The following is a 25,731-nucleotide window of genomic DNA, read 5'->3' as shown; positions in this document are numbered from 1 at the left end:
GCATGATACCGATCATGAATCGCTGGCAGTTTTGGAGGGATCTTTCGCATTTTCCCTGGGGGAACACGGCGGCGGTGCTCGGCGAGCGTTTCCGCGAGGACCGGCTCGGCCTCACGGCCAGCAGCCTGACCTTCACCACCACCATCGCGATGGTGCCGTTCTTCACCGTGGCGGCGGCCCTGTTCACCGTCTTCCCGATGTTCAGCAAGATGCAGGGCCGGGTCCAGCGCTGGCTGATCGACAGCCTGATCCCGGACAACATCGCCCGCCAGGTGCTGGGCTACCTGAACCAGTTCGCCAGCAAGGCCAGCGGGCTCGGCGTGGCCGGCCTGGTGGTGCTGCTGGTGACCGCGGTGGCGCTGATCCTCACCATGGACAAGTCGCTCAACAACATCTGGCGGGTGCGCAAGCCCCGGCCGCTGGCGCAGCGGGTGCTGATCTACTGGGCCGCGATCACGCTCGGCCCGCTGGTGCTGGCGCTGAGCCTCAGCACCACGGCGTCCTTCTTCTCGGCCTCGCGCGACGTGGTGGGCGGTGCGATCGTCAAGCTGCTGTTCGACACCTTCGAATTCGTGCTGCTGGCCGGCGGCATGACGGCCCTCTACCGCTACGTGCCCAACACGCACGTGAAGTGGGCGCACGCCTGGGCGGGCGGCCTCTTCGTCGCCGCGGCGATCGAGGTCGCCAAGCGGGTGCTGGGCTACTACCTGAGCCTGGTGCCGACCTACTCGGTGCTTTACGGCGCCTTCGCCACCGTGCCGATCCTGCTGGTCTGGATCTACGTGGCCTGGGTCATCGTGCTGTTCGGCGCCGTGATCGCGGCCTACCTGCCCAGCCTGCTGGCCGGGGTGGCGCGGCGCGGCGGCGCGGCCGGCTGGCCGCTGCAACTGGCGGTCGAGGTGCTCCAGGACCTGCATGCCGCCAAGTCGACGCCGGCCAGCGGCCTGGGCGCGGCCGAGCTGGTGGGCCGCATGAAGGTCGACGCGCTGCAGCTCGCACCGGTGCTCGAAACCCTGGTCGGGCTCGACTGGATCGCGCCGCTGGCCGAGGAGCGCGACAACGACGATCCCCGCTTCGTGCTGCTGGCCGGCCCGGCCACGCCGCTCGAGCCGCTGCTGCGGGAGCTGCTGATGCCGCACGCGCCGCCGTTGCGCAGCCTCTGGTGCCAAGGCCCTTTGGAGAGCCTCCGGCTGCAGGATTTGCTGGCGAATCGATAATGGCGCCGAACTCCCCCCAGCCCCTCGTTCCTTCGACACTGCCTTGACCGATTTCTCAACCACCGCCGCCGACGATCGCCTCTGGGTCGTCTGCCTGTGCGCCGAATGGTGCGGCGCCTGTCGCGAGTACCGGCCGCTGTTCGAGCAGGTGGCGCGCGACCATCCGCAGTTCCGTTTCGCCTGGGTCGACATCGAGGACCACGCAGACATCGCGGACGATTTCGACGTCGAGACCTTTCCGACGCTCCTGATCGCCAGCGAGGCCGGCACCCGCTTCCTCGGGCCGCTGCTGCCCCATGCCGAGACGCTGGCGCGCCTGCTGGACGCGCTTCAGCCGGCCCAGGCCCTGGCGCCCGAGGTGTCGACCCTGCTCGGTGCCCTCCAGCGCGAGCCTGCGGCGTTTTCGGTCGGCGGCAGATGAAGATCCTCCTCTTCGGCGCCACCGGCATGGTGGGGCAGGGCGTGCTGCGCGAATGCCTGCGCGATGCCGAGGTGACCGAGGTGCTCTGCGTCGGCCGCCGGCCGAGCGGCGAGACCCATCCGAAGCTGCGCGACCTGGTCGTGGCCGACCCGGGACAGCTGTCGGCGGTCGAGGCCGAACTCACCGGTTTCGACGCCTGCTTCTTCTGCCTCGGCGTCTCCTCGGTCGGCATGAGCGAGCCGGACTACAAGCGCGTGACCTTCGACCTGACGCTGGCGGTGGCCGGCACGCTCGCCAGGCTCGACCCGCAGCTGACCTTCGTCTATGTGACGGGCGCCGGCACCGACAGCACCGAGCGCGGGCCGCGCATGTGGGCGCGCGTCAAGGGCGCGACCGAGAACGCGCTGCTGCGGCTGCCCTTCAAGGCCGCCTACATGTTCCGCCCCGGCATGATCCAGCCGCTGCACGGCGTGCGCTCGAAGACGGCGCTGTACCGGTGGGCCTATGTGATCGCGAACCCTTTGTTCGGCCTGGTTCGTCTCTGGGCGCCGGATCGGGTCACGACCAGCGAGCAGGTCGGGCGCGCCATGCTGGTCGTCGCCAAGCGCGGCGCGCCGAATCCGCTGGTCGAGATGGCGGACATCAACGCATTGCGTTGAGGCCGGGCGCCGGAGCATGAGTGGCAACGAGATCGCCATCGCTGTGGCGGCACTGGCATTGCAGCGATCCGTCCGGTTGGCAGGTGTTGCGCTGCGCCAGTTTCTCGACGGCCTGCGGACGGACGACAGGGCCGGATCCATGTCGATCGACGACGTGCTCGAGCGCGCCGGTGTTTCCAGGCCGTCCGTGAACATGTCGGTCGGAGAGGCACAGCGCGACATCGACATGGGCCTGGCGCTTGGCATCTCACCGGTGCCGATGTCGTCCGATCGGTACCCCGTCGGTTTGCGGCGGATTGCCGATGCGCCACCTGTGTTGTTCGTGCGCGGCGACATGGCGGTGTTGGACAGGGTTCCGGGTGTGGCCGTGGTCGGCACACGCAGGGCAACGCCGCATGGGCTGGCGATCGCGGAGCGGGTTTCTCAGTACCTGTCTGACGAGGGCTGGCCGATCGTCAACGAGATGCACATCGGAATCAATGCGGCAGCGCACGCCGGTGCGCTGAAAGGCAAGAGCTCGTCGATCGCGGTGCTCGCACATGGGCTTGAAAAGGCCGGCCCGGCCAAGATTCGGCCGCTGGCGGATCGCATTCTGGAAGGGGGCGGGGCATGGGTGTCGGAGCATCCGGTGGGCGTGCGGGCCACCGCGGACAGCCTCGTCTCGTTGCACCGCATCTTGGTGGGCCTGACGTGCGCGTCCATTTTCGTGGAAGGCAACGAAAAGAGCGCCTCGGCCGCGCATGCCGCGTTTTGCCAGCGTGACGGGCAGACGGTGTTCGCCATCCTTCCCGAAACTGGCTCCAACGTCAGCACGGCGAGCGCACTGCCGAAGATGCTTGTCGCTCGGCATGGCGCGACGCCGATTTTTTCGCGCGCGGACTACCCGGCCATGCTGGAAGTCGTCGCACGGCGAGCCGCTCAGCTGCGCGCCGTGCCATAGTCTTGGCGGCTCAGGCCAGGAAGTCGCGCAGCGCGAACAGCACCGCGTCGGGTGCCTCGCTCATGAGCGCGTGGCCGGCCTTGACGGTGACGACCTTGGCGCCCGGCGCCTTCTGCGCCAGCGTGCGGGCGGCCCGCGGCGGCGTCATCTGGTCGGCTTCGCCAAGCACGAACAACACCGGGCACTGCACCTTGGCGATGGCTTGCTCACCGCCCGCGTAGTCGTTGCAGGCCTTGAAGCCGACGTGGAAGACATTGGCGTCGGTGTTGCTCGCGAGCACGCGGCGCATCAGCGCGCGCGAGCCGCCGGCGAGCCAGACCCCCGGACCGAGCGGCGGCGCCAGCGTCGAATGCGAGAAGGTGCTGACCATCCCGATCGTGCGCTGCGGGTCGTTCAGCGCGCCGTCCAGCAGCGCCGGCGACACGGTCATCGGGTAGGCCGTGCCGACCAGCACCAGGTGCGTGACGCGCTCCGGCGCGCGCGAGGCGGTTTCCAGTGCGATCAGCGAGCCGAAGCTGTGGCCGACCAGCGCGGCCTTGGCGACACCCGCGGCATCGAGCAGCGCGACGATGAAGGCGGCGGCTTCCTCGACGCTCGCGGGCGGCGCGCCTTCGCTCCGGCAATGTCCCGGCAGGTCGACCGCCAGCACGTTCCAGCCGTGGTTGGCGAACCAGCGGCTCTGCAGGATCCAGACGCTGTGGTCGTTGAGCACGCCGTGGATGAAGACCACTGTCGGCTTCGCGGGGTCGAGCGGCTTGCCGCCGGTGTAGCAGTAGGCGGGGTGCCCTTGGACGTCGAACTGCATCACGCACCTGCCTTTTCAGCGGCCTTCAGCGCGCGCTTCAGGTCGTCGATCAGGTCGGCCGGGTCTTCCAGCCCGATCGACAGCCGGATCGTGCCCTGCGAAATCCCGGCGCCGGCCAGCGCCTCGTCGGTCATGCGGAAGTGCGTGGTGCTCGCGGGATGGATCACCAGGCTGCGGCAGTCGCCCACGTTCGCCAGGTGGCTGAAGAGCTTGAGCGCCTCGATGAACTTCTTGCCCTGCTCGCGGTTGCCCTTGAGGTCGAAGCTGAACACCGCGCCGGCGCCCTTGGCGCCGTGGCGCAGCAGCTTGTTGGCCAGCGCATGGCTGGGATGCGATTCGAGCAGCGGATGGCCCACGCGCGAGACGAACGGGTGCGCGGCCAGGAACTCGACTACCTTCTGCGTGTTGTCGATGTGGCGCTCCATGCGCAGCGGCAGCGTTTCGATGCCCTGCAGGATCAGCCAGGCCGTGTGCGGGCTCATCGAGGCGCCGAAGTCGCGCAGGCCTTCGCGGCGCGCGCGCAGCAGGAAAGCGCCGACCGTGCTCTCCTCGCTGAAGACCATGTTGTGGAAGCCGTCGTAGGCTTGCGTGAGCTCGGCGAACTTGCCCGAGCGCTCCCAGTCGAAGCTGCCGCCGTCGACCACCACGCCGCCGATCACGGTGCCGTGGCCCGACAGGAACTTGGTGGCCGAGTGGTAGACCAGGTCGGCGCCCCAGTCGAAGGGCTTGATCAGGTAGGGCGAGGTCAGCGTGGAGTCGACCAGCAGCGGCACCCGGGCCGCGTGCGCGATCTCGCTGACGGCCGGGATGTCGAGCACGTCGAGCCCCGGATTGCCCACGGTCTCGCCGAACAGCAGCTTGGTCTCGGGCCGGATCGCGGCGCGCCAGCCGTCGAGGTCGCCCGGCTTGACGAAGGTGGTGTCGATGCCGAAGCGGCGCATCGTGTAGTGCAGCAGGTTCTGCGAACCGCCGTAGAGCGCGGTGCTGGCGACGATGTGCGAGCCGGCGCCCATCAGCGTCGCGATCGACAGGTGCAGCGCCGCCTGGCCGCTGGCGGTGGCGATCGCGCCGATGCCGCCTTCGAGCGCCGCCACGCGCTGCTCGAGCACCGCATTGGTCGGGTTGCTGATGCGCGAATAGACATGGCCCGCGCGCTCCAGGTTGAACAGCGCCGCCGCATGGTCGCTGGACTCGAAGACGAAGGAGGTCGTGAGATGGATGGGCACCGCCCGCGCGCCGGTGGCGGGGTCGGGTGCGGCGCCGGCATGCAATGCCAGCGTGTCGAAGCCGGGGTCTGAGTAGCCGGACATGAGCGCCTTTCGAGAATCGTTTCTGCAATGCCCGGTTACGCGCGCGGGTTGGCGCGGCAATCACGGGTCGGTGGACGGGCGGCCATTGTGGGCTATATTCAAATCGGCACGCCGCCGAGCAAGCGAGGAGCAAATTACATGAAAGTCAGCGATATCCTGCGCGTGAAGGGCAACACGCTCTTCACGGTCACGCCCGACGAACCCCTGGCCAGCGCGGTCAACGTCATGGCCGACAAGGACATCGGCTCGCTGGTGGTCATGGAGCATGGCGACCTGGTCGGCATGCTGACCTTCCGCGAAGTGATCGTCGCCCTCGTCGCCAACGGCGGCCAGGTCGGCGGCACCCTCGTGCGCAAGGCGATGGACGACCATCCCGTGACCTGCACCCTCGAAACCGATCTCGACGAAATCCGCCGCATCATGCTGGAGCGCCACGCCCGCTACATGCCGGTCATGGACAAGCGCATGCTGATGGGCGTGATCAGCTTCTACGACGTCGCCAAGGCGGTGGTCGACAGCCAGAACTTCGAGAACAAGATGCTGAAGGCCTACATCCGCGACTGGCCCGCCGAGGACGAATCGTCCTCGTCCTGAGCCCGCGGCTCACTCCTTGATGTTGGCCGCCTGCACGATCTTCTGGTTGCGGGCGAATTCCGATTTCACGAACCGGCCCAGGTCTTCCGGCGAGCCGGTGCCCGGGAGGGCGCCCTGCTCCTGAAGCTTGGCGCGCACTTCGGGGTCCTTCAGCACCGCATCGAGTTCCTGGTTCAGGCGGCTCACGATCGGCGCCGGCGTGTGGGCCGGCGCGAAGATGCCGGTCCAGCTCACCATGTCGAAGCCCTTCAGGCCCGGCATCTCGCCGAAGGTCGGCACGTTGGGCAGGGCGTCCAGCCGCTGGCTGCCGGTGACGCCGAGCGCCTTCAGCCGGTTGCCGGCCACGTGCGGGATCGCGCTGGTGCTGACCAGCATCGCCAGGTCGACCTGGTTGCCGATCACGTCGGTCGCGATCTGGGCGCCGCCCCGGTAGGGCACATGGGTGACGAAGATGCCGGTGCGCTCCTTCAGCAGTTCCATCGCCAGCTGGAGCACGGTGCCGACGCCCGAGGTGGCGTAGTTGAACTTGCCGGGCGAGGCCTTGGCGAGCTTCACGAATTCCGCGAAATCCTTCACCGGCAGGCCGGGGCGGGCGACCAGCACCATCGGCGCCGTGTTCAGCATGCCGACCGGCGCCAGGTCCTTCAGGGGATCGAACTTGAAGGCGGCCGGGTTGATCAGGCGGCCGATGGCGATCGCGCTGTCCGGCCCGGCCACCAGCGTGTAGCCGTCGGGCGCCGCGTTGACCGCCTTGGCCACGCCGATCGCGCCGCCGGCGCCGGTCACGTTCTCGATCACCACCGATTGCTTGAGCCGCTCGCCTAGCTTGGTCGCGACCAGGCGGGCCGTGAAATCGACGCTGCCGCCGGCCGAGTAGGGGACGATCAGCGTGATCGGCTTGGCGCCGGGCCATGACGGCTGGGCCGAGGCCGCGCCGGCCAGCCCGCCCAGCAGGGCGGCGACGAGGAGCAGGGGTTTGGCGATGGGGTTTTTCATGGGGTCGGCAAGACAGAGTCGGGGGAGAGGCCGGCACGGAGCTGGTCGAATTCGGCGCTCCAGTCGGCCCGCCAGCGGCGCCGCTGCGCATCGTCGATCCAGGCGCCGTCCAGGCCGTTGTGCATGAAGCCGCGCAGGTCGTCGAGCCCGAAGCCGAAGTCGCGCACCATCGTCCGCCAAGCCCCGGTGGGCGTGACCTTGTGCAGGGTCGGGTCGTCGGTGTTCGGGTGGATGCGCAGGCCCAGGCCCGGCATGCGGCGGATCGGATGGTCGAGCGCCCAGCGCTCCGGCGGCAGCGTGCGCAGGTAATAGGAATTGGTCGGCACCACCGTGAAGATCACGCCGCGCTCGGCGCATTCGCGCGCGAAGTCCGGCCGGTCGACCACCGTGTAGCCATGGTCGATGCGGTCGACCTGCAGCAGGTCGAGCGCCGTGCGCACGTTGGTCCAGGGCATGCCGAACTCGCCGGCGTGGGCCGTGGTCTTGAGGCCGGCGCGCCGGGCGTCGCGATAGGCGGCGGCGAACAGCTCGGGCGGCCGGTCGTTCTCGCGGTAGTCGATGCCGATGCCGATCACTTCGTCGCAGCGGTTGCCGGTCACCCACTGCACCATCTCGACCGCCGCCTCGGGGCTGGCTTCGCGGTCGATCGCCGCGATCAGGCGGCCGACGATGCCGAAGGCGCGCTCCGCATCATGGATGGCGCGGACGATCGCGTCCTGGGCCTGGCGGTAGCCGATGCCGGAGGCGTGCACGGTGCCGGTCGGGTTCCAGAAGAATTCGCTGTAGCGCACCTGGTGCGCCGCCGCGTCCTGCAGGTATTCGAAGGCGAGCCGGTGCAGGTCGTCGGCGCCGCGGACCAGTTGGGCATCGAGCGCCCGCAGCACCCGCAGCACGCCGACCGGTTTTTCGCCGCGGGTGTAGAAGCCTTCGATCTCGTCGTCGGCCAGCGGCGAGCCGGCGCGGCGGTTGAGGTCGGCGAAGGTGGCGTGCCGGACCGTTCCGAACAGGTGGCAGTGCAGCTCGACCTTCGGGATCGCCCGCAGGAAGGCATCGAGGGGATCGGGGAGGGCGGTGTCGCGCATGCCACTCAGTCTAGGCAGCCCGCTGAAATAAGGAAAATTTTGAATTCCTATAATTTCATTCACTGAATCTATATCCAAGGTCCATGGCTTCCACCTTGCCATTGCGTGCGCTCACCTTGCGCCAGCTCCAGTGCTTCTCGGTGCTGGTGGAGGAAGGCCAGTTCGGCCGTGCCGCGCGCCGCCTGTCGATCACCCAGCCGGCGCTCAGCAATGCGATCAAGCAGATGGAGAAGCTGCTCGGCGCCGAACTGCTGACCCGCTCGACCCATCGGCTGGCGCTGACGCCGGTCGGCGCCGAGGTGCTGGCCCGCACCGACTACCTGGTCAACACCTTCGAGGTGGCGCTGCGCGACATCGAGAGCACGGTGCAGCGCGGCCGCGCCTTCGTGCGCATCGGCGTGATCCCGTCGGCCAGCGCCCGGGTCGCGGCGGCGGTGGCAGCCTTCGTCGGCGGCGGCGCGCCGCACGGCATCGAGTTCGCCTGGCGCGACGCGCCATCGAACGTGCTGCTGGCCGAAGTGCGCAGCGGCCAGCTCGACCTCGCCGTGGCCGCCATCACCGAACCGCCGGGCGGGCTGGCCTGCGTCGACCTGTTCCGCGATCCGCTGGTGCTGGTGGTGCGGCGCGACCACCCGCTGGCCGCCGCCGGCGGCACCGACTGGGAGGCGATCGGCGGCGAGCGCCTGGTGCTGTTCGAGAGCGGCAGCATGCCGGCGCTGGGGGATCCGGCCCGGGCCCAGTTCGCGCAGGGCTCGGAGCCCTACCGGGTGGGCTATTCGGAGACGCTCTACGCCCTGGTGCGCGGCGGACTGGCACTCGGGCTGATGCCGAGGCTCTACACCTCCTCGCTGCGCGACGATGAACTGGTGGTGCTGCCGCTGACCCGGCCCGACGTCGAGCGCCGGATCGTGCTCGTCTACCTGCCCGGGCCGATGCGCAACGTCGCGTCGCAGGCGCTGATCGCCCACCTGCGGCAGGCCCTGCTGCCTTAGTGCAATTCCTGCGCCGTGTGGATCATCTCCCGCACGCGCGGATAGATCTGCGTGTTCCACTTGCTGCCGCTGAAGACGCCGTAGTGGCCGACGCCGGCCTGCAGGTGGTGGGTCTTGAGGTAGGGGCGCACGCTGGTGCACAGGTCCTGCGCCGCAACGGTCTGGCCGACCGCGCAGATGTCGTCGCGCTCGCCTTCGACCGTCATCAGCGCGGTCCGGCGGATGGCGACGGGGTTCACCTTGCGCTCGCCGACCGTGAGTTCGCCGCGCGGCAGGTCGTAGGTTTGAAACACCCGCTCGACGGTTTCCAGGTAGAACTCGGCCGGCAGGTCGTTGACCGCCAGGTATTCGTCGTAGAAGTTGCGGATCGTGGCCGCCTGCTCCAGCTCGCCTTCGACCAGGTGGTGATAGAGCTTCTTGAACTGTTCCTTGTGCCGGTCGGGATTCATGCTCATGAAGGCGCTGAGCTGCAGGAAGCCCGGGTACACGCGCCGCATCATCCCGGCATGCGGCCATGGCACCCGGCTGATCAGGTTGCGCTCGAACCAGCCGATCGGGCGATCGGTCGCCAGCTTGTTCACGGCGGTCGGATTGATGCGGCAATCGACCGGACCGGCCATGAGGGTCAGGCTCAGCGGCGCGGCGGCGTTGTCGTCCTCGGCCATCAGCGCGGTCGCCGCCAGCGCCGCGACGCAGGGCTGGCAGACCGCCACCATGTGGGCGCCGGGTCCGATCGCCTCGAGGAAGCCCACGATCTGCAGCGTGTAGTCGTCGAGGCCGAAGGCGCCGTTCCACAGCGGCACGTCGCGCGCGTTGTGCCAGTCGGTCAGGTAGACGTCGTGGTCGCGCAGCAGGGTTCGCACCGTTTCACGCAGCAGGGTCGCGAAATGGCCCGACAGTGGTGCGGCCAGCAGCACCTTCGGCTGCACCGCCTTGGTGTCCTTGCGGAAGTGCAGCAGGGTGCCGAAGGGCGCGACCAGCGCGACTTCTTCGGTGACCGCGGCTTCCTGCCCTTCGGACAGCACGCTCTCGATGCCGTAGTCGGGCCGCGTGTGGGTCAGCCGCAGGTGGGCGTAGACATCCATCGCCGCAGCGATGCGGCGAGCGGCGCTGCGATCCGCTTGGGACTTCCACACGCTGCTGCCGAGGTACTGGGCTGCGAGCCGGGACGGCGAGAGCAGGTCGGTGTGAGTTTGGTAGGCCCGGTACAGCATGGGGAGGCTGCAGGCAAGTTGCGGGCCAAGGCGCGGCGGTGCACTGTTCTGGCACAGGGCTTGCACTGGTGCAGAGCCGATCCGGCAGCCCAGGAGTCTCCATGGCCAAACCCGTTCTCACCATCAGCAGCAAGAACTACGGCGCCTGGTCGTTGCGCGGCTGGTTGATGTGCCGGCTCGCGGGCCTGGATTTCAGCGAAAAGGTGATCCCGCCCGACGACCCGGCGATGAAGGCCGAGATGCTGCTGCTCTCGTCGTCGATGCTGGTGCCGTCGCTCGAGCATGCCGGCATCAAGGTCTGGGACACGCTGGCGATCGGCGAATACCTCCACGAGATCAAGCCCAAGGCCGGCCTGCTGCCGGCCGATGCCAAGGCCCGGGCCCATTGCCGGGCGATCTGCGGCGAGATGCATTCGGGCTTCAGCGCGATGCGCAGCTCGCTGCCGATGAACGTCAAGGCCAGGTTCCCCAACTTCAAGATCTGGTCGCGCGCGCAGGCCGACATCGACCGCGTGGTCGCGATCTGGCGCGAATGCCTGAAGGCCTACGGTGGCCCGTACCTGTTCGGCAAGCAGCCCTGCATCGCAGATGCGATGTATGCGCCGGTCGTGACCCGCTTCATGACCTACGACGTGCGACTGGACACGGTTTGCGCCGGCTACTGCAAACGGATCATCGAACTGCCGGCGATGCAGGAGTGGATCAAGGCGGCGAAGCAGGAGCCGGAGGAGATCGACGAGCTGGACGCGGAGTTCTGAGGGGCGACCGCGCGTCAGCCGGCCGGGCGGCTGAACATGCGCAGATCGAGCGGCGACTCGTTGCCGAGCCACATCGCATGTGCCGTGTGGTCCTGGTAGTCGTCGCCGGTGAGGCCGTGCACGAAGACGTCGAGCCCTTCGCGGTGGGCCTCCAGCCAGGCGATCACCTCGTCGAACTCGGCGGCATCGAAGGCGATCTGGCAGCTCCAGTGCGGATGCGGGCCGACGAGTTTTTCGTGCACGCGCCCGACCACCACCAGCAATTCGCGCCCTGCCTGCTCGGCGATCCGGCGTGCCTGGGCGACGGTCTCAGGCCCGAAGTAGAGATGGGCGTGGTACTGGGGGTAGAGGTTTTCGGGGCGGCGGGGCATCGGGAATGACCGGTGAAGCGTGCAGCTTAGCTGGGGGCTCGACGGCGTCAAGCAAGCCCGGGCCCGGATCGGCCGCGCAGCGCCGCAGCTGCGCCTGCCGGGCCGCCACCGCCAGCGCCTTGGCCTGTGCCTCGCCGTATTTTCCGACCGAGAAGGATTGCTGCAGCGACAGCCCCTCCTTCGATCGCGTCGCCGCCACCCAGCGGCCGGGGTCGGCCGCACCGGCCCGCCGATGGAAGACCCCGGGAATCCCGCTCCTGTTGGTGCTTCGGACCAGTTCCTGGGCCGCCACCGGCGCCGGGCAGTTGGCGGGCAAGGGCCGTGGCGGGGCCGCCCGCAGCAGGAGTTCATGCGGATGCACCCGTGCCAGCCCGGCCATCAGCCGCAGGTGTTCCTCGCGTTCGGCGATGGCCCGCTGCCTGGCCTCCGGCCCGTAGCGCCCGACGCTGAAGCACTTGCGCAGCATCGTGCCCGGGCCGATGTAGGTCTGCACGATCCAGTACCTCGGCTCGCCCTCGGCGTCGGTGCGGCAGCTCACGCCCGGAATGCCCGTGGTGTTGTTGCGGCGCAGGATGTCGGCCCGCTGGCGCCGCGGCACCGGCGGATGCTGCCGGACCATCTGGTCGCGCCAGGCCTGGGCCCTCGCCAGCGCCGGCGCCTCGCCCTGATGCATCTTGAAGATGAAGCGCTTGAACAGCGTGGTGCCGTTGCGTTTGAGCTCAACCTTCCAGCCGCCGCTGCCGCGCGTGATTCCATACATCGACCGCATGCGGCCTCTCTCCCGAAATTTTGGTGCGTGCGATCTTCGGAAGGAGGCCCGTGGGTCGTCTGTGGGCCGGTGCTGTTCGACTTCGGAGAAACTTCCCGGGTCGTTGCAGTTCGTTGCTGCGCCCGTGCGTGAAACGTGAAATACTGTTATTTCATACAGTATCTGGAGGCGTCATGGGCGACAGCTTCATCCCCGTCCACGCCCTCAAGGGCCGCGGCGCCGCGACGCGCCTGCCGCATCGCTTCGAGCGCGACGTGCGCGACGCCTTCGACGACGGCTGGGGCACGCTGGAAGAGGGCGAGGCCGAAGCCGAGGGCCTGCAGCCGCTGCAGACCGAGGTCCGCTTCGAAGACGTGAAAACGGTGCTGAGCGAGAACGACTCGCCCGACATTCCCTTCGACCGCTCCCTCAATCCCTACCGCGGCTGCGAGCACGGCTGCATCTACTGCTTCGCGCGGCCCACCCACAGCTACCTCAACCTGTCACCCGGCCTGGACTTCGAGACCAAGCTGATCGCCAAGCGCAATATCGCCGAGGTGCTGCGCGCCGAACTCGGCCGCAAGGCCTACCGGCCGAGCCAGATCGCGATCGGCACCGCGACCGACTGCTACCAGCCGATCGAACGCGAGCTGCGGCTCACCCGCTCGGTGATCGAAGTGCTGAAGGAAGCGCGCCACCCCTTCGGCCTGGTCACCAAATCCAGCGCGGTCGAGCGCGACCTCGACCTGATCGCGCCGATGGCGGCCGACCGGCTGGCCGCGGTCTACGTCACGATCACCACGCTCGACGGCGAGCTCGCGCGCAAGCTCGAGCCGCGCGCTGCCGCGCCGCACCGGCGGCTGCGCACCCTGCGCACGCTGGCCGACGCCGGCGTGCCCGTGGGCGTCAGCGTGGCGCCGCAGATTCCCTTCGTCACCGAAGACATGGAGCAGGTGCTCGAAGCCGCCTGGGAGGCCGGCGCGCGCTGCGCCTTCTACACCGTGGTCCGCCTGCCCTGGGAGGTCGCGCCGCTGTTCAAGCAGTGGCTCGAGCTGCACTACCCGCAGCGGGCCGACCGCATCATGGCGCGCATCCGCGAGATGCGCGGCGGCAAGGACTACGACGCCGACTTCGCGACCCGCATGAAGGGCAGCGGCCTGTGGGCCGACCTGATCCGCCAGCGCTTCGAGAAGGCGACCCAGCGCATCGGCTTCAACCGCCAGCGCATCGGGCTCGACCTCAGCGCGTTCCGACCACCTGGCGCAGCGGGGCAGGGCAGTCTGTTCTAGCGCCTCCGCCGCCGGCCCCGCGCGGTTCGACGCCGCACCAGTCGCCGCCCAGCGCCTTGACGAGGAACACCGAGCCCAGCATGCGCTGCCCGGCCAGCTGGGCCGCCTGGCGCTCGATGTTCAACAGCGCCTGCTGGGCCGTGATGACGTCGAGGAAGGTGGTGGCGCCGCCTTCGTAGCGGCTGGCCGACATGTCGAGCACCCGGCGCGCGCTGGCCACCGCCGCCTGCGACTGGGCCGCGGCGCGCTCCAGCGAAGCCAGGCCGGTGATGCCGTCCTCGGCCTCCTGCATCGCGGTCAGCACCACGCGGCGGTAGCTGGCGACGGTGGCGTCGTAGCCGGCCTTGGTGAAGTCGACGTTGGCCCGGATCCGGCCGCCGTCGAAGATGGTCTGGGTCGCCGAGACGCCGATCGACCACAGCACGCTCTGGGCATCGAACAGGGTCGACAGGCTGCGGCTGTCGAGGCCGGCCGTGGGCAGCAGGTTCACGCTCGGGTAGAAGGCCGCGGTGGCGACGCCGATCTGCGCATTGGCCGCGGCCATCGCGCGCTCGGCGGCGGCGACGTCGGGCCGGCGCTCGAGCGCGTTCGACGGCACGCCCAGCGGGATCGGCGGCGGCCGCAGCGGCTGGACGTCGGGCGCCAGCGCGAAGTTAGGCGCCGGCGTGCCGGTCAGGGTCGCGATCGCATGCTCGAACTGCGAGCGCAGCCGCTTGAGCAGGTCGACCTGGGTCAGCGTGTTGTCGAGCAGCGCCTGCTGCTGCGCCACGTCGAGGCCCGACACCGCGCCGCCTTCGTGGCGGTCGGTCACGAACTGCAGGGCCCGGCGCTGGACCTCGATCGAGCGCGCGACCACGTCGAGCTCCAGGTCGGTGGCGCGCAGGTTGAAATAGGCCGAGGCCAGGTCGGCGGTCAGCAGCAGCCGGGTGTTCTCGAGGTCGGCGGCCGATTGCGCCGCCGAGGCGGTCGCGCCCTCGACCGAGCGCTGCACCCGGCCCGCCAGGTCGAGTTCGTAGCTGGCGACCAGGGTCAGCGCGAAGTCGTTCTGGACCGTCGAGAAGTTGTTGGTGGCGTAGTTGGTGAGCGGCCGGTTGGCCGAGATCTTGAGCCGCGAAGCGCGCGAACCCAGACCCAGCTGCGGCGAGCGGCCCGATTCGGCGCCCGCCAGCGTCGCCCGCGCCTGCGCCAGCCGGGCGCTCGCCAGGTCGAGCGTCGGGCTGTTGGCCAGTGCCTTCTCCTGCAGGGCGTCGAGCGTCGGGTCGTCGAAGCGCCGCCACCACGGACCCTTGGCCTCGGCATCGCCCGGCGAAGCCTGGCGCCAGGGCTTTTCCAGCTGCCAGCTGACCGGCACCTCGACCTCCGGCTTGCGGTAGTCGGGCCCGGCGACGCAGCCGGCCAGCAGCACGGCGGCGGCCGCCACCGACGAGAGCCGGCGAAGACTCACGCCGGCTCCTTCGCGACCGTGACCAGGTCGCCTTCGGCCAGCGAGTCCGAGGGGTTCAGCACCAGCCTGTCGCTGCCCGAGAGGCCGTCGATCACTTCCACCGTGTCGCCGTAGTTGCGCCCGATGCTGATGCCGCGCAGCCGCACCTTGCCCTCCGCGTCGACCACCGCGACCCGCGTGCCTTCGGCCCGGAACAGCAGCGCATTGGCGGGAATGCTGAGCGCGCGGCTGGGCGTCAGCGGCAGCGAGACCTGCACGTAGGCGCCGGGCAGCAGGACGCCTTCCTTGTTCGGCAGCGCGACCTCGACCTGCATCATGCGGGTGGTCGAATCGATCGCGCCCGAGGTCCGCGCCACCTGGCCCTTGAAGCTCTGGCCGCGCAGTTCGGACTGGGTGATGACCACCGGCTGGCCTTCCTTCACCAGCTGGGCGTAGGCCTGCGGCACGTTGATGTAGACCCGCAGCGGATCGGTCTGGGCGAGCTGGAACAGCGCCCGCCCGCCGTTGCCGGCGCCGGCGTCGATCAGGTCGCCGACGTCGACGTTGCGCCGCGTGATCACGCCGGCGAAAGGCGCCAGCACGCGCTTGAAGCCCTCGGTCTGGCGCAGCCGCTGCACGTTGGCATCGGCCGCCGCCAGGTTGGCGCTGGCCTGGGCCAGGGCGCCGCGGCGCTCGTCGAGGTCCTGCTGCGAGACCACGTCCTTCTTGCGCAGGCCCTCCCAGCGCGCGACGGTGCTCTTCGCCAGTTCGAGCGCGGCGGCCGCCTGCTGGCGCGCCGCGACGGCCTGCGACAGCTGCTGGTCGATCTCGGGCGTCTCGATCTCGGCCAGCAGCTCGCCCTTCTCGACCCGGCTGCCGATGTCCCGGGTCCAGCGTTTCAGATAGCCGCTGGCGCGCGCCGAGATCGGCGACTGCGTGAAGCCCTGCAGCGTGCCCGGCAGCGCCAGCGTCTGGCCGCTGCCCGCGGTCTGGGGCAGGGCGGTCTTCACGTACTGGGTGGCGCGCTCGGCGGTGCCGGCTTCCAGGGCGCGGGCGTTGGCCACGCGGACATAGACGGTGCGCGCGGCGCCGATCGCCAGCAGCGCCAGCACGACCAGCACCGCGATGCGGGTGCTTCGCACGATCTGGCGCCGGCGGGGCAGGTTGTCGTGGCCGCCGTCTTCGTCGGCGGAAATCGGGTGGATGCCCAAGGCCGCATGGCGTTGGTCGGTCATGGATTCAGGTCTCCTGGGGCGCGGCCCCGAGCGAATGAGGTGCGGCGGCCGCGTCGCGGGCCGCCAGGCGGTGGGCCCGGCGGCTGTGGATCTCGGCATAGACGGCCGGCACGAAGAACAGCGTCGAGACCGTCGCGAACAGCAGGCCGCCGATCACGGCCCGGCCCAGCGGGGCATTCTGCTCGGCGCCTTCGCCCAGGCCCAGCGCCATCGGGATCATGCCGATGATCATCGCGAGCGCGGTCATCAGCACCGGCCGGATCCGGGTGGCGCCCGCTTCCAGCGCGGCCGACAGCGGCGGGATGCCGGCGGCCAGGCGCTCGCGCGCGAAGGCCACCAGCAGGATGCTGTTGGCGGTCGCCACGCCCATGGTCATGATGGCCCCGGTCAGCGCCGGCACGCTGAGCGTGGTGCCGGTGATGAACAGCATCCAGGCGATGCCGGCCAGTGCCGCGGGCAGGGCGGTGATGATGATCGCGGCGTCGAGCCAGGACTGGAAGGTGACCACGATCAGCAGGTAGACCAGCACGATCGCCATCGCCAGCCCGACCCCGAGCCCGATGAACGACGACTGCATGGTCTGGACCTGGCCGCGCACCGCCACCTGGCTGCCGCGCGCGAGCCGGGGCCGCATCTCGTCGACCAGCGCCTGCACCTTCGTCGCCACGCTCGCCAGGTCGGTGCCCTGCACGCTGACATAGACGTCGACCACCGGCTGGATGTTGTAGCGCGAGACCACGGCCGGCTGCCGCCCCTGCTGCGCTTCCACCAGGTTGCCCAGCAGCTGCGGCGGTGCGCTGCCGGCCGCGCCGCCGCCGCCGACCGGCAGGTTGAGCAGCGAGTCGAGCGAGTCGACCGCGTACTGCGGCGTCTGGACCGCGATGTTGTAGACCACGCCGTTCTGCGGGTTGAGCCAGAAGGCGGGCTGGGTCTGCGAGCTGCCCGACAGCGCGATCAGCACGTTCTGGCCGACGTTCTGCGCCGTCAGGCCGAACTGCTGCAGGCGGCTGCGGTCCATCTGCAGGTTGAGGCCCGGGCCGTCGAGCCGCTGGTGGACGTGGGCGTCGACCGCGCCGGGGATCTTGCGGATCGCCTTCACCAGCTCGGCCGCGCGGGCCGCGTTGCCGGCGACGTCGTTGCCGCTGAACTGGACGTCGATCGCGGCCGGCAGCCCGAAGTTGAGGATCTGCGTGACGATGTCGGCCGGCTGGAAGAAGAACTCGGTGCCGGGGAAGCGCTTGGGCAGTTCGGCGCGCAGCAGCGAGACGAATTCCTCGGTCGGCCGGTGGCCGTCGCGCAGCGACAGCAGGATCTCGCCGTCGAGCGTGCCGATGGTGCCGGCGTTGCTGTACGACAGGTTGATGCCGCTGTTGGGCACGCCCAGGTTGTCGAGGATGGTCTCGAGCTGGTCCTTCGGCACCAGCTCGCGGATCGCCGCCTCGACCTCGTCGGCCAGGCGCGCAGTCTCCTCGATGCGGGTGCCGGTCGGCGCGCGCATGTGCAGCCGGATCTGGCCGGCATCCACGCTCGGGAAGAAGTCGCGCCCCAGCACCGGGTACAGCAGGCAGGACAGCAGGCAGAAGCCCAGGAACAGCACGATGAAGCGGCCGCGCCGCGCCAGCAGCGCCGACAGCACCAGCGTGTAGGCGCGCCGCACGCGCTCGAAGCGGCGGTCGAAGCTGCGGTAGACGCGCTGCAGCAGGCTCGCCTTGCCGCCGTCGGCGGGGGCGTGGGCCTGCTTGCCCATCAGCAGCATCACCAGGGTCGGCACCAGCGTGCGCGACAGCAGGTACGAGGCCAGCATCGCGAACACCACCGCCATCGCCAGCGGCACGAACAGGAACTTGGCCACGCCCGAGAGGAAGAACATCGGCACGAAGACGATGCAGATGCACAAGGTCGAGACGAAGGCGGCCGGGCCGATCTCGCCGGCGCCGACCAGGATCGCCTGGTTCAGCTCGGTGCCCATGTGCAGGTGGCGCTCGATGTTCTCGATGGTCACGATCGCCTGGTCGACCAGGATGCCGACCGAGAGCGCGAGGCCGCCCAGCGTCATCAGGTTGAGCGTCTGGCCGAGCGCGTAGAGCACCAGGATCGAGGCCAGGATCGACAGCGGGATGGTCAGCGCGATGATCAGCGTGCTGCGCCAGTTGCCGAGGAACCGCAGCACCATGGCGGCGGTCAGCGCGGCGGCGATCACGGCTTCGGCCACCACGCCCTGCACCGCCGCCTTGACGAACACCGACTGGTCGAACAGCGGCGTGACCTTGATGTCCGCCGGCATGCCCTGGGCCGCCACCGGCAGCAGGGCGCGCAGGTTGGCGACGATGTCGAGCGTCGAGGCGCCGCCGTTCTTGAGCACCGACAGCAGCACGCCGCGCACGCCGTCCTGGCGCACCACGTTGGTCTGCGGCGAGAAGCCGTCGCGCACGTTGGCGACGTCGCGCAGGTAGGTGGTGGCGCCGGCCGCGGTGCGCACCGGCAGGTCGTTGAGGCCGGCCAGCACCTCGGGCGAGCCGTTCAGGCGCACGCTGTATTCGGTGGCGCCGAACTTGGCCGTGCCCGAAGGCAGGATCAGGTTCTGCGCATTGACCGCGTTCACCACGTCGGCCGGCGACAGGCCGCGCGCCTGCAGCGCCTGGGTGTCGAGGTCGACCGAGATCAGCCGGTTCTTGCCGCCGTAGGGGAAGGGCACGGCCACGCCCGGGATCGTGATGAGCTGGGGCCGCAGCTGGTTGACGGCGGCATCGAACAGGGCGTTCTCCGGCCGGCTCGGACTCGACAGCGCGAGCTGGATCACCGGGATGCTGGAGGCCGAATACTTGATCACCAGCGGCGGCGTGATGCCCGGCGGCAGCTGCCGCACCTGGGTCTGCATCGAGGCCACGACCTGGGCGATGGCGGTCTCGATGTTGGCGGTCGGCTGGAAGAAGACCTTGATCACCGTCACGCCGGCCAGCGACTGCGACTCGATGTGCTCGATGTCGCTGACCGTCGTGGTCAGGCTGCGCTCGGTCTGGCCGGCGATGCGCTGGCCCATCTCCTGCGCCGGCAGGCCGCCGTAGTTCCAGATGATGCTGATCACCGGAATGTTGATTTCCGGAAAGATGTCGGTCGCCATCCGCAGCAGCACGAAAGGCGTGGCCAGCACGATCAGCATCGCCATCACGATGAAGGTGTACGGACGACGCAGGGCGAGCTGTACCATGGACACGACTTGTTACTTCTGAAGGAAGGCCGCCATCATAAGTAGAGATGGACACACAATGGAGTGAATGCCTAAGCTTTACGTTCCCAAACAGATATCGACCGTCGTGATGGGCGTCTCCGGTTGCGGCAAGTCCAGCCTCGGCGCGGCACTCGCGCGCGAAGCCGGGCTGCCGCTGATCGAAGGCGACGACTTCCACTCGGCCGAGAGCGTCAGCAAGATGCGCGCCGGGGTCGCGCTCACGGATGCCGACCGTGCCGGCTGGCTCGCGACCCTCGGCGCCGAGCTGGCGCGCCGGCCCGAAGGCGCGGTGCTGACCTGCTCGGCCCTGAAGCGCGACTACCGCGAGCGGCTGCGCGCGGCCGCGCCCGGACTGCGCTTCGTCTTCCTGGCCCTGACCCCGGCGGAGGCCGAGCGCCGGGTGGCGTCGCGCGCCGGCGCCCACATGTTCCCGGCCAGCCTGGTCGCCAACCAGTTCGCCACGCTGGAGTCGCCGGTCGGCGAGCCGGGCGTGCTGGCGGTCGACGCCACGGCGCCGCTGCCGGAACTGGTGGCGCAGGTGCGGGCGTGGTGGGCGGAGCCTTGAATCAGGCGCGCAGGCCCAATGCGTCGAACACGCGGATCGCGGCGTAGGCGTCGTTGGCCGCGTAGCGCAGCTGGGCCTCGGTCAGCTGCCGGTTGGCCCAGTTCGAGGTCGTGGCCTTGCGCGACTTGACGAAGCGGCGCTTGAACACCAGCGCGACGGCGGTCTTGACCCCGACCGAGCGCCGGTAGCCGCGGCGGCGGAACTCGCTGTCGAGGTCGAGCACGCCCTGCGGCTCGACGCCGAAGCGCTGGCGGATCAGGCTCAGGTCGCTCGACAGCCCGAAGCCGGCCTTGGTCAGGCCGGCGTCGCCGAGCAGCGTCGCCAGCGTGTCATGGAATTCGCTGCGGTGCAGCTGGAACAGCCAGGCCTGCTCGCGGGTGGCGAACTGGACCACGTGCGGCCCGCCCGAGACTTCGTTCTTGGCGAAGGTCGGCTTCGATTCGGTGTCGAAGCCGACCACCCCGCTGGCGCGCAGGGCCGCGGCGGCGTCGGCCGCGTCTTCGGCGCTGGCCACCACCCGGATGTCCTTCAGTCCCAGGCCCTCGAAGGGTTCGAGCAGGGCGATGTCCTCGCGTTCGGGCAGCGGCGGCGGCGACATCTGCTCAGCCCCGCAGCGCACGGCCGTGGTGCGCCAGATGGTCGGCCACGAAGCTCTGGATGAAGTAGTAGCCGTGGTCGTAGCCGGCGTGGCGGCGCAGCGTGAGCGGCTGGCCGGCCTGGGCGCAGGCAGCCTCGAAGTGCTGCGGGTGCAGCTGGTCGGCGAGGAACTTGTCGGCCAGCCCCTGGTCGATCAGGATCCCTTGCGGGTAGGACGCCGTCGCCTGCGCCTGCATCAGTGCGCTGGCATCGTGTGCCAGCCAGCGGGCGCGGTCGGCGCCGAGGTAGCCGCTGAAGGCCTTCTCGCCCCACGGGCACCGGGTGGGCGCGCAGATCGGCGCCAGCGCCGACAGCGACCGGAAGCGGCCCGGATGGCGCAGTGCCAGCGTCAGGGCACCGTGGCCGCCCATCGAATGGCCGAAGATCCCGATGCGGTCGCCGTCGATCGGGAGGTGGCGCGCCACCAGCGGCAGCAGCTCGTCGACGATCCAGCTTTCCATGCGCCAGTGGCGGGCCCACGGCGCCTCGGTGGCGTCGAGGTAGAAGCCGGCGCCGACGCCGAAATCCCAGCTCGCGGTCGCGCCTTCGATCGCCTCGGCCGCCGGGCCGCGCGGGCTGGTGTCGGGTGCGATCAGGGCCAGGCCGAGTTCGGCTGCCAGCCGCTGGGCGCCGGCCTTGACCATGAAGGTCTCCTCGTTGCAGGTCAGGCCCGCGAGGTACACCACGGCCGGCACCGGCCCGTGTTCGGCCTGCGGCGGAAGGAAGACCGAGAAGCGCATCGGCAGCCCGATCGTGCGCGCGTCGTGTTCGAGGAAGCTCAGCGTGCCGCCGAAGCAGCGGTGTTCGGAAAGGGTCTTGGGGCTGTCGGTCATGGATTCGATGCGGAGAGGAGTTCGAGCACCGCGTCGGCGAACACGCGCGGCACTTCCTGCGGCATGTTGTGGCCGACGCCGGGCACGATGCGGTGCGAGCGCGGGCCGGTGAAGCGGTGGGCGTGGGCCGAAGCGTCGCTCACCGGCCGCACGCCGTCGTCGGCGCCGTCGAAGGTGATGGCGGGGACGGAGATCGGTGGCTGTGCGGCGAGCCGTGCCTCGATGGCGGCATAGGCCGGATCGCCGGGCACGAGGCCGAAGCGATGGCGGTACGACTGGATCACCACCTCGACGAAATCGGGGTGGTCGAAGGCGGCCGCGCTGCGCTCGAAGGTGGCTTCGTCGAAGGACCAGGTCGGTGACCAGAGCCGCCAGAGCAGGCGCGTGAGGCCGCGCCGGTCGGCGGCCAGCCCGGCCCGGCCGCGTTCGCTATGGAAGTAGTACTGGTACCAGAGCCGGTGCTCGTTCTCGGCCGGCTCCGGGCGCATCGCCTTCGCGATGTCCTGGATGTTGTAGCTGTTGAACGAAACCAGCCCGGCGCAGCGTTCGGGCCAGAGCGCCGCCACCACGCAGGCGGCGCGCCCGCCCCAGTCGTAGCCGGCCAGCAGCGCGCGCGGGATCGCCAGCGCGTCGAGCAGCGCCAGCAGGTCGGCGCCGAGCGCGGCCTGCTCGCCCGAGCGCGGCGTGGCGTCGTCGAGGAAGTGCGTGGCGCCGTAGCCGCGCAGGTAGGGCACGATCACCCTGCAGCCCGCGGCGGCCAGCATCGGCGCCACCTCGGCGTAGCTGTGGATGTCGTACGGGAAGCCGTGCATCAGCAGCACCGGCGGCCCGTCGGCGGGCCCGGCCTCGAAGTACGCGATCTCGAGCACGCCGGCCCGGACCGTGCGCAGCGGCGCCATGCGGATCATGGCTTTTCGCTCAGTAGAGGACGACGCCGCGGATCGACTCGCCGCGCTTCATCAGGTCGAAGCCCTTGTTGATGTCCTCCAGCGGCATGGTGTGGGTGATCAGGTCGTCGATGTTGATCTTGTTCTCCATGTACCAGTCGACGATCTTCGGCACGTCGGTGCGCCCGCGCGCGCCGCCGAAGGCCGAGCCTTCCCATTTGCGGCCGGTGACGAGCTGGAATGGGCGGGTGCTGATCTCGGCGCCGGCCTCGGCCACGCCGATGATGATGCTGCGGCCCCAGCCCTTGTGCGTGCACTCGAGCGCCTGGCGCATCACCTGCGTGTTGCCGATGCACTCGAAGCTGTAGTCGGCGCCGCCGTCGGTGAGCTGCACGATGGCATCGACCACGTTCGGCGTGTCCTTCGGGTTGATGAAGTGCGTCATGCCGAACTTGCGCGCCATCGCCTCGCGCGCCGGGTTCAGGTCGACGCCGATGATCTTGTCGGCGCCCACCATCTTGGCGCCCTGGATCACGTTGAGGCCGATGCCGCCGAGGCCGAACACCACCACGTTGGCGCCGGCTTCCACCTTGGCCGTGAAGATCACGGCGCCGATGCCGGTGGTCACGCCGCAGCCGATGTAGCAGACCTTGTCGAAGGGCGCGTCCTCGCGGATCTTGGCCAGCGAAATCTCCGGCGCCACCGTGTAGTTGCTGAAGGTCGACGTGCCCATGTAGTGGAAGATCGGCTTGCCGTCGAGGCTGAAGCGGCTGGTGGCATCCGGCATCAGGCCCTTGCCCTGGGTGCCGCGGATCAGCTGGCACAGGTTGGTCTTGCGGCTCAGGCAGAACTTGCACTGGCGGCATTCGGGCGTGTAGAGCGGGATGACGTGGTCGCCCTTCTTGAGCGTGGTCACGCCGGGGCCGACGTCGACCACGATGCCCGCGCCCTCGTGGCCCAGGATGGCGGGAAAGATGCCCTCGGGATCGGCGCCCGAGAGGGTGTAGTAGTCGGTGTGGCAGATGCCCGTGGCCTTGATCTCGACCAGCACTTCGCCGAATTTCGGCCCTTCGAGGTCGACGGTTTCGATGGTCAGGGGGGCGGCGGCTTTCCAGGCGACGGCGGCTTTGGTTTTCATGGCGTGCAGAAAGTAAAAAGGCGCCGGGGAATCCCGGCGCGTCGCTCACTTTATGCCATAGAACCGGGCCGCGTTCGTGCCCCATACACCGGCCCGCTCCGGGGCCGGCAGGCTGTCCAGCAATTCGTCGCAGGCGGCCTGCCAGTGCCCGTAGTCGCCCGCGAGGTTCAGCACCGGCCAGTCGCTGCCCCACATCATCCGGGTCGGCCCGAAATGGTGCAGCAGGTGGGCGACATAGGGCCGCAGCGTGTCGACCTGCCAGGCGGGGCCGGCTTCCGTGGCCAGTCCGGACAGCTTGCAGTGAACCCGCGTCTCGGCTGCCAGCCTTGCCATGTGGCCGGCCCAGGGCGCGAAGCCGCCGGCCGCGATGGCGGGCTTGGCGGCATGGTCCACCACCATCGCGAGGCCCGGATGGCGCAGCGCGAGCCGGCGCGCGGCATCGATCTGGTGCGGCCGGATGAGCAGGTCCAGGACCAGCCCCTGTTCGCTCATCGACGCCAAGGCCGGGCGCAGGGCGTCGCCGAGCATCCACTCGGGGTCCGGCAGGTCCTGCAGCATCGGCCGCAGTCCTCTGAGCAGCGGCTGCTGCGCGAGCCGGCGGATGCGCGCGGGGGCGTCGGGGGCGGCCAGCGCGGTCCAGCCGACCACGGCGCGCACACGGCTGGCCGGGTCGGCGGCGAGCGCCAGCAGCCGCCAGGTCTCCGCCTCGCTCGGCGCCGCCTGGACCAGCACCGTGCCGTCGATGCCGGCCCCGTCCAGCAGCGGCGCCAGGTCGGACGGCCCGAAGTCGCGGTAGATGGCGTGCAGGGCGGGGGTATCGGCCAGCCAGCCGTAGTCGCCGTGGGCCGGCGACCAGTAGTGCTGGTGGGCGTCGATGCGCAGCGGTTTCATGGTCCGGGAACCAGCGCGGGATCGAGCAGGCCCTGGCCGGCCAGCGAGGCCCACAGCGCTGTCGGGATCGGCTCGGCGCGGCGCGCCACGGCCTGCGCCACCTCGTCGGCGCTGCGCGCGCCGACCACCACGGCGGCCGCGCACGGGCACGCCAGGGCGAACTGCAGGGCGGCCGCGGGCAGCGAGACGCCGAAGGCGGCGCAGGCCTGGGCCAGGCGCTCGACCCGGGCGCGTACCGCGGCCGTGGCCGGCGCGTAGTCGAAGCGCGCATCCGCGGCCGCGCCGCCGGCGAGGATGCCCGAGTTGAAGACGCCGGCCAGGATCAGCTTGACCTTCCGCTCGATGCACAGCGGCAGCAAGCCGGCCGCCGAGGCGTCGAGCAGCGTGTAGCGGCCGGCCAGCATCAGGCAGTCGAAGTCGCCCCGCGCCAGGGCGTCGCGGCAGGCCTGCCATTCGTTGACGCCGACGCCGATGGCGCCGACCACGCCCTCGTCGCGCAGGCGGCGCAGCGCGCGGTAGGCGCCGTCCATGGCTTCGCGCAGGCGGCGCGGCTGGGCGTCGCCATGCGTGTGGCGGTCGATGTCGTGGATGAGCGCGATGTCGATGCGCGCCAGGCCCAGCCGCTGCAGGCTGTCCTCGATCGAGCGCAGGGCGCCGTCGTGGCTGTAGTCGAAGCGCGGTGCGAACGGCAGGCCCCCGTGGTAGCCGTCGCGCTCGGGCGGCGCCTGCGGATCGGCCTGCAGCAGCCGTCCGACCTTGGTCGAGAGCACGAACGCGTCGCGCGGCCGGGTGCGCAGGAAGCGGCCCAGGCGCTGCTCGCTCAGCCCGTGGCCGTAGAGCGGCGCGGTGTCGAAATAGCGCAGCCCGAGCCGCCAGGCGGCCTCGAGCGTCTGTTCGGCCGCCTCGTCGGACAGCGGCGCATACAGGTTGCCCAGCGGCGCGCCGCCCAGGCCGAGGCCGGCGCTGCCGAGCGGGCTGCACAGCCGATCGACGACGGTGTCCATCATGGGCCGGCGCCCGGCGGCGGGCGCAGCACGCCCTTGCGCAGCAGCAGGTTGCCGTACAGGCGGGTCTCGCCGGATTGCACGACCGCGAAGGCCTCGCGCGCCCGGGTGTAGAAGGCTTCGCGCGGCAGCGCGCTGGCGGCCACGGGGCGGCCTTCGGCATCGGCGGCCGCCTGGCGGAATTCGCCCACGATGCCGGGCACCTCGTCGGGTTTGTCGACGACCTCCATGGTGACCAGCGGCGCAGCGACGAAGTCGTCGAGCGGCAGCAGGCTCAGCACCGCCTGCGCCACCCGGGTCGCCGACGCGCCGTCGATCCGCAGCAGCCGGCGCGCGCAGGCCGCGGCCGGGAAGTTGGCGTCGACGATGGCGATCTCGTCGCCGTGCCCCATCGATGCCAGCGCGTGCAGCAGTTCGGGGCCGAGCAGGGGGTCGAGCGTCTTGAGCATGATGTGCGTCTCGTGCGATCCGTCCAGGGGGCCCAGTTTGCCCGA

26 protein-coding genes are annotated in these 25,731 nt (G+C 70.0%); 9 read left to right on the top strand and 17 right to left on the bottom strand.

Going from position 1 to position 25,731, the window contains the following annotated elements; translation table 11 throughout:
• The first annotated feature begins 2 nt into the window (after positions 1 to 2).
• The 4 genes from QTI33_RS20635 to QTI33_RS20620 are packed head-to-tail and all read left to right on the top strand — an operon-like array spanning position 3 to position 3,237.
• Positions 3 to 1,217, top strand: a complete 1,215-nt coding sequence (locus QTI33_RS20635) for a YihY family inner membrane protein (protein ID WP_286508138.1) — start codon at positions 3 to 5, stop codon at positions 1,215 to 1,217.
• 43 nt (positions 1,218 to 1,260) lie between these two features.
• Positions 1,261 to 1,638, top strand: coding sequence for a thioredoxin family protein (locus QTI33_RS20630; protein ID WP_286508137.1), 378 nt, complete (start codon positions 1,261 to 1,263; stop codon positions 1,636 to 1,638).
• Complete coding sequence (locus QTI33_RS20625) at positions 1,635 to 2,297, top strand: NAD-dependent epimerase/dehydratase family protein (protein ID WP_286508136.1); 663 nt, start codon at positions 1,635 to 1,637, stop codon at positions 2,295 to 2,297. Before QTI33_RS20630 ends, QTI33_RS20625 begins: the two co-directional genes overlap by 4 nt.
• Before the next feature lie 16 nt (positions 2,298 to 2,313).
• Positions 2,314 to 3,237 (top strand): DNA-processing protein DprA, encoded by a 924-nt coding sequence (locus tag QTI33_RS20620; protein ID WP_286508135.1) that lies wholly within the window; start codon positions 2,314 to 2,316, stop codon positions 3,235 to 3,237.
• 10 nt (positions 3,238 to 3,247) lie between these two features.
• On the opposite strand, the gene QTI33_RS20615 is transcribed toward QTI33_RS20620, so the two are convergent.
• Positions 3,248 to 4,042, bottom strand: coding sequence for an alpha/beta fold hydrolase (locus QTI33_RS20615; RefSeq protein ID WP_286508134.1), 795 nt, complete (start codon positions 4,040 to 4,042; stop codon positions 3,248 to 3,250).
• Positions 4,042 to 5,352 carry an O-acetylhomoserine aminocarboxypropyltransferase gene (locus QTI33_RS20610; protein WP_286508133.1) on the bottom strand — a complete coding sequence of 437 codons (1,311 nt, stop codon included), beginning with the start codon at positions 5,350 to 5,352 and terminating at the stop codon, positions 4,042 to 4,044. Before QTI33_RS20610 ends, QTI33_RS20615 begins: the two co-directional genes overlap by 1 nt.
• Positions 5,353 to 5,490: 138 nt before the next feature.
• On the opposite strand from QTI33_RS20610, the gene QTI33_RS20605 reads away from it, so the two are divergent.
• A complete protein-coding gene (locus QTI33_RS20605; RefSeq protein ID WP_286508132.1) occupies positions 5,491 to 5,946 on the top strand; it encodes a CBS domain-containing protein in 456 nt (151 codons plus the stop codon).
• Between the two features lie 9 nt (positions 5,947 to 5,955).
• Here the strand turns inward: QTI33_RS20605 and QTI33_RS20600 are convergent, their stop codons facing one another.
• On the bottom strand, positions 5,956 to 6,942 hold the full coding sequence (locus tag QTI33_RS20600; protein WP_286508131.1) for a Bug family tripartite tricarboxylate transporter substrate binding protein: 987 nt from the start codon (positions 6,940 to 6,942) through the stop codon (positions 5,956 to 5,958).
• On the bottom strand, positions 6,939 to 8,024 hold the full coding sequence (locus QTI33_RS20595; protein WP_286508130.1) for an adenosine deaminase family protein: 1,086 nt from the start codon (positions 8,022 to 8,024) through the stop codon (positions 6,939 to 6,941). Before QTI33_RS20595 ends, QTI33_RS20600 begins: the two co-directional genes overlap by 4 nt.
• A gap of 83 nt (positions 8,025 to 8,107) precedes the next feature.
• On the opposite strand from QTI33_RS20595, the gene QTI33_RS20590 reads away from it, so the two are divergent.
• Positions 8,108 to 9,016, top strand: coding sequence for a LysR family transcriptional regulator (locus QTI33_RS20590; RefSeq protein ID WP_286508129.1), 909 nt, complete (start codon positions 8,108 to 8,110; stop codon positions 9,014 to 9,016).
• Here the strand turns inward: QTI33_RS20590 and QTI33_RS20585 are convergent.
• The gene (locus tag QTI33_RS20585) at positions 9,013 to 10,230 is read right to left on the bottom strand and encodes a polyhydroxyalkanoate depolymerase (RefSeq protein ID WP_286508128.1); all 1,218 of its coding nucleotides are present in this window, start codon (positions 10,228 to 10,230) and stop codon (positions 9,013 to 9,015) included. The two genes, QTI33_RS20590 and QTI33_RS20585, sit on opposite strands and share 4 nt — an antisense overlap.
• A gap of 101 nt (positions 10,231 to 10,331) precedes the next feature.
• On the opposite strand from QTI33_RS20585, the gene QTI33_RS20580 reads away from it, so the two are divergent.
• Positions 10,332 to 10,988, top strand: coding sequence for a glutathione S-transferase (locus QTI33_RS20580; RefSeq protein WP_286508127.1), 657 nt, complete (start codon positions 10,332 to 10,334; stop codon positions 10,986 to 10,988).
• A 14-nt stretch (positions 10,989 to 11,002) separates the two neighbouring features.
• Here the strand turns inward: QTI33_RS20580 and QTI33_RS20575 are convergent, their stop codons facing one another.
• Together QTI33_RS20575 and QTI33_RS20570 are read right to left on the bottom strand one after the other, a co-directional pair.
• On the bottom strand, positions 11,003 to 11,359 hold the full coding sequence (locus tag QTI33_RS20575) for a DOPA 4,5-dioxygenase family protein (protein WP_286508126.1): 357 nt from the start codon (positions 11,357 to 11,359) through the stop codon (positions 11,003 to 11,005).
• The gene (locus QTI33_RS20570) at positions 11,298 to 12,128 is read right to left on the bottom strand and encodes an AP2 domain-containing protein (protein ID WP_286508125.1); all 831 of its coding nucleotides are present in this window, start codon (positions 12,126 to 12,128) and stop codon (positions 11,298 to 11,300) included. Before QTI33_RS20570 ends, QTI33_RS20575 begins: the two co-directional genes overlap by 62 nt.
• 173 nt (positions 12,129 to 12,301) lie before the next feature.
• Between QTI33_RS20570 and QTI33_RS20565 the strand changes: the two genes are divergently transcribed.
• A complete protein-coding gene (locus tag QTI33_RS20565; RefSeq protein WP_286508124.1) occupies positions 12,302 to 13,396 on the top strand; it encodes a PA0069 family radical SAM protein in 1,095 nt (364 codons plus the stop codon).
• On the opposite strand, the gene QTI33_RS20560 is transcribed toward QTI33_RS20565, so the two are convergent.
• Genes QTI33_RS20560 through QTI33_RS20550 form a run of 3 tightly spaced genes read right to left on the bottom strand, consistent with a single transcriptional unit; the run spans position 13,347 to position 19,268 of the window.
• On the bottom strand, positions 13,347 to 14,840 hold the full coding sequence (locus QTI33_RS20560) for an efflux transporter outer membrane subunit (protein WP_286508123.1): 1,494 nt from the start codon (positions 14,838 to 14,840) through the stop codon (positions 13,347 to 13,349). The genes QTI33_RS20565 and QTI33_RS20560 overlap by 50 nt on opposite strands.
• The gene (locus QTI33_RS20555; protein ID WP_286508122.1) at positions 14,837 to 16,054 is read right to left on the bottom strand and encodes an efflux RND transporter periplasmic adaptor subunit; all 1,218 of its coding nucleotides are present in this window, start codon (positions 16,052 to 16,054) and stop codon (positions 14,837 to 14,839) included. Before QTI33_RS20555 ends, QTI33_RS20560 begins: the two co-directional genes overlap by 4 nt.
• A 4-nt stretch (positions 16,055 to 16,058) precedes the next feature.
• Positions 16,059 to 19,268, bottom strand: a complete 3,210-nt coding sequence (locus tag QTI33_RS20550; protein ID WP_286508121.1) for an efflux RND transporter permease subunit — start codon at positions 19,266 to 19,268, stop codon at positions 16,059 to 16,061.
• Between the two features lie 61 nt (positions 19,269 to 19,329).
• Between QTI33_RS20550 and QTI33_RS20545 the strand changes: the two genes are divergently transcribed.
• The gene (locus QTI33_RS20545) at positions 19,330 to 19,848 is read left to right on the top strand and encodes a gluconokinase (RefSeq protein ID WP_286508120.1); all 519 of its coding nucleotides are present in this window, start codon (positions 19,330 to 19,332) and stop codon (positions 19,846 to 19,848) included.
• A gap of 1 nt (position 19,849) precedes the next feature.
• Here QTI33_RS20545 and QTI33_RS20540 read toward each other — a convergent pair whose 3' ends face one another.
• The 7 genes from QTI33_RS20540 to QTI33_RS20510 are packed head-to-tail and all read right to left on the bottom strand — an operon-like array spanning position 19,850 to position 25,686.
• Entirely contained in the window at positions 19,850 to 20,446 is a 597-nt protein-coding gene (locus tag QTI33_RS20540) for a 3'-5' exonuclease (RefSeq protein WP_286508119.1), read from the bottom strand.
• Positions 20,447 to 20,450: 4 nt separating this feature from the next.
• The gene (gene fghA, locus QTI33_RS20535; protein ID WP_286508118.1) at positions 20,451 to 21,317 is read right to left on the bottom strand and encodes an S-formylglutathione hydrolase; all 867 of its coding nucleotides are present in this window, start codon (positions 21,315 to 21,317) and stop codon (positions 20,451 to 20,453) included.
• Positions 21,314 to 22,225: an alpha/beta fold hydrolase gene (locus tag QTI33_RS20530; protein ID WP_286508117.1), complete on the bottom strand. Its 912-nt coding sequence runs from the start codon at positions 22,223 to 22,225 to the stop codon at positions 21,314 to 21,316. Before QTI33_RS20530 ends, fghA begins: the two co-directional genes overlap by 4 nt.
• Positions 22,226 to 22,235: 10 nt before the next feature.
• Complete coding sequence (locus QTI33_RS20525) at positions 22,236 to 23,342, bottom strand: S-(hydroxymethyl)glutathione dehydrogenase/class III alcohol dehydrogenase (RefSeq protein ID WP_286508116.1); 1,107 nt, start codon at positions 23,340 to 23,342, stop codon at positions 22,236 to 22,238.
• A 45-nt stretch (positions 23,343 to 23,387) separates the two neighbouring features.
• Positions 23,388 to 24,224 (bottom strand): amidohydrolase family protein, encoded by an 837-nt coding sequence (locus QTI33_RS20520; RefSeq protein ID WP_286508362.1) that lies wholly within the window; start codon positions 24,222 to 24,224, stop codon positions 23,388 to 23,390.
• 5 nt (positions 24,225 to 24,229) lie between these two features.
• Entirely contained in the window at positions 24,230 to 25,237 is a 1,008-nt protein-coding gene (locus QTI33_RS20515; protein WP_444814868.1) for an aldo/keto reductase, read from the bottom strand.
• Positions 25,237 to 25,686, bottom strand: a complete 450-nt coding sequence (locus QTI33_RS20510) for an RbsD/FucU family protein (RefSeq protein WP_286508114.1) — start codon at positions 25,684 to 25,686, stop codon at positions 25,237 to 25,239. The genes QTI33_RS20515 and QTI33_RS20510 overlap by 1 nt, the downstream gene beginning before the upstream one ends.
• Positions 25,687 to 25,731 lie beyond the last annotated feature (45 nt).

Origin of the sequence: Variovorax davisae (assembly GCF_030316845.1) — a bacterium.
Classification (GTDB): Bacteria; Pseudomonadota; Gammaproteobacteria; order Burkholderiales; family Burkholderiaceae_C; genus Variovorax; species Variovorax davisae.
Note: the sequence above shows the minus strand (reverse complement) of the source record. Positions and strands in the feature narration are given on the sequence as shown.

What these genes read in the sequence shown, in the direction of transcription:
- QTI33_RS20625 (WP_286508136.1), top strand. Translation starts at nt 1,635, where the DNA reads ATGAAGATCCTCCTCTTCGGCGCCACCGGCATGGTGGGGCAGGGCGTG.
- QTI33_RS20620 (WP_286508135.1), top strand. Translation starts at nt 2,314, where the DNA reads ATGAGTGGCAACGAGATCGCCATCGCTGTGGCGGCACTGGCATTGCAG.
- QTI33_RS20585 (WP_286508128.1), bottom strand. Translation starts at nt 10,230, where the DNA reads ATGCTGTACCGGGCCTACCAAACTCACACCGACCTGCTCTCGCCGTCC.
- QTI33_RS20595 (WP_286508130.1), bottom strand. Translation starts at nt 8,024, where the DNA reads ATGCGCGACACCGCCCTCCCCGATCCCCTCGATGCCTTCCTGCGGGCG.
- QTI33_RS20575 (WP_286508126.1), bottom strand. Translation starts at nt 11,359, where the DNA reads ATGCCCCGCCGCCCCGAAAACCTCTACCCCCAGTACCACGCCCATCTC.
- QTI33_RS20570 (WP_286508125.1), bottom strand. Translation starts at nt 12,128, where the DNA reads ATGCGGTCGATGTATGGAATCACGCGCGGCAGCGGCGGCTGGAAGGTT.
- QTI33_RS20515 (WP_444814868.1), bottom strand. Translation starts at nt 25,237, where the DNA reads ATGGACACCGTCGTCGATCGGCTGTGCAGCCCGCTCGGCAGCGCCGGC.
- QTI33_RS20580 (WP_286508127.1), top strand. Translation starts at nt 10,332, where the DNA reads ATGGCCAAACCCGTTCTCACCATCAGCAGCAAGAACTACGGCGCCTGG.
- QTI33_RS20540 (WP_286508119.1), bottom strand. Translation starts at nt 20,446, where the DNA reads ATGTCGCCGCCGCCGCTGCCCGAACGCGAGGACATCGCCCTGCTCGAA.
- QTI33_RS20610 (WP_286508133.1), bottom strand. Translation starts at nt 5,352, where the DNA reads ATGTCCGGCTACTCAGACCCCGGCTTCGACACGCTGGCATTGCATGCC.
- QTI33_RS20605 (WP_286508132.1), top strand. Translation starts at nt 5,491, where the DNA reads ATGAAAGTCAGCGATATCCTGCGCGTGAAGGGCAACACGCTCTTCACG.
- QTI33_RS20545 (WP_286508120.1), top strand. Translation starts at nt 19,330, where the DNA reads ATGCCTAAGCTTTACGTTCCCAAACAGATATCGACCGTCGTGATGGGC.
- QTI33_RS20555 (WP_286508122.1), bottom strand. Translation starts at nt 16,054, where the DNA reads ATGACCGACCAACGCCATGCGGCCTTGGGCATCCACCCGATTTCCGCC.
- fghA (WP_286508118.1), bottom strand. Translation starts at nt 21,317, where the DNA reads ATGACCGACAGCCCCAAGACCCTTTCCGAACACCGCTGCTTCGGCGGC.
- QTI33_RS20600 (WP_286508131.1), bottom strand. Translation starts at nt 6,942, where the DNA reads ATGAAAAACCCCATCGCCAAACCCCTGCTCCTCGTCGCCGCCCTGCTG.
- QTI33_RS20525 (WP_286508116.1), bottom strand. Translation starts at nt 23,342, where the DNA reads ATGAAAACCAAAGCCGCCGTCGCCTGGAAAGCCGCCGCCCCCCTGACC.
- QTI33_RS20565 (WP_286508124.1), top strand. Translation starts at nt 12,302, where the DNA reads ATGGGCGACAGCTTCATCCCCGTCCACGCCCTCAAGGGCCGCGGCGCC.
- QTI33_RS20590 (WP_286508129.1), top strand. Translation starts at nt 8,108, where the DNA reads ATGGCTTCCACCTTGCCATTGCGTGCGCTCACCTTGCGCCAGCTCCAG.
- QTI33_RS20615 (WP_286508134.1), bottom strand. Translation starts at nt 4,042, where the DNA reads ATGCAGTTCGACGTCCAAGGGCACCCCGCCTACTGCTACACCGGCGGC.
- QTI33_RS20635 (WP_286508138.1), top strand. Translation starts at nt 3, where the DNA reads ATGATACCGATCATGAATCGCTGGCAGTTTTGGAGGGATCTTTCGCAT.
- QTI33_RS20530 (WP_286508117.1), bottom strand. Translation starts at nt 22,225, where the DNA reads ATGATCCGCATGGCGCCGCTGCGCACGGTCCGGGCCGGCGTGCTCGAG.
- QTI33_RS20510 (WP_286508114.1), bottom strand. Translation starts at nt 25,686, where the DNA reads ATGCTCAAGACGCTCGACCCCCTGCTCGGCCCCGAACTGCTGCACGCG.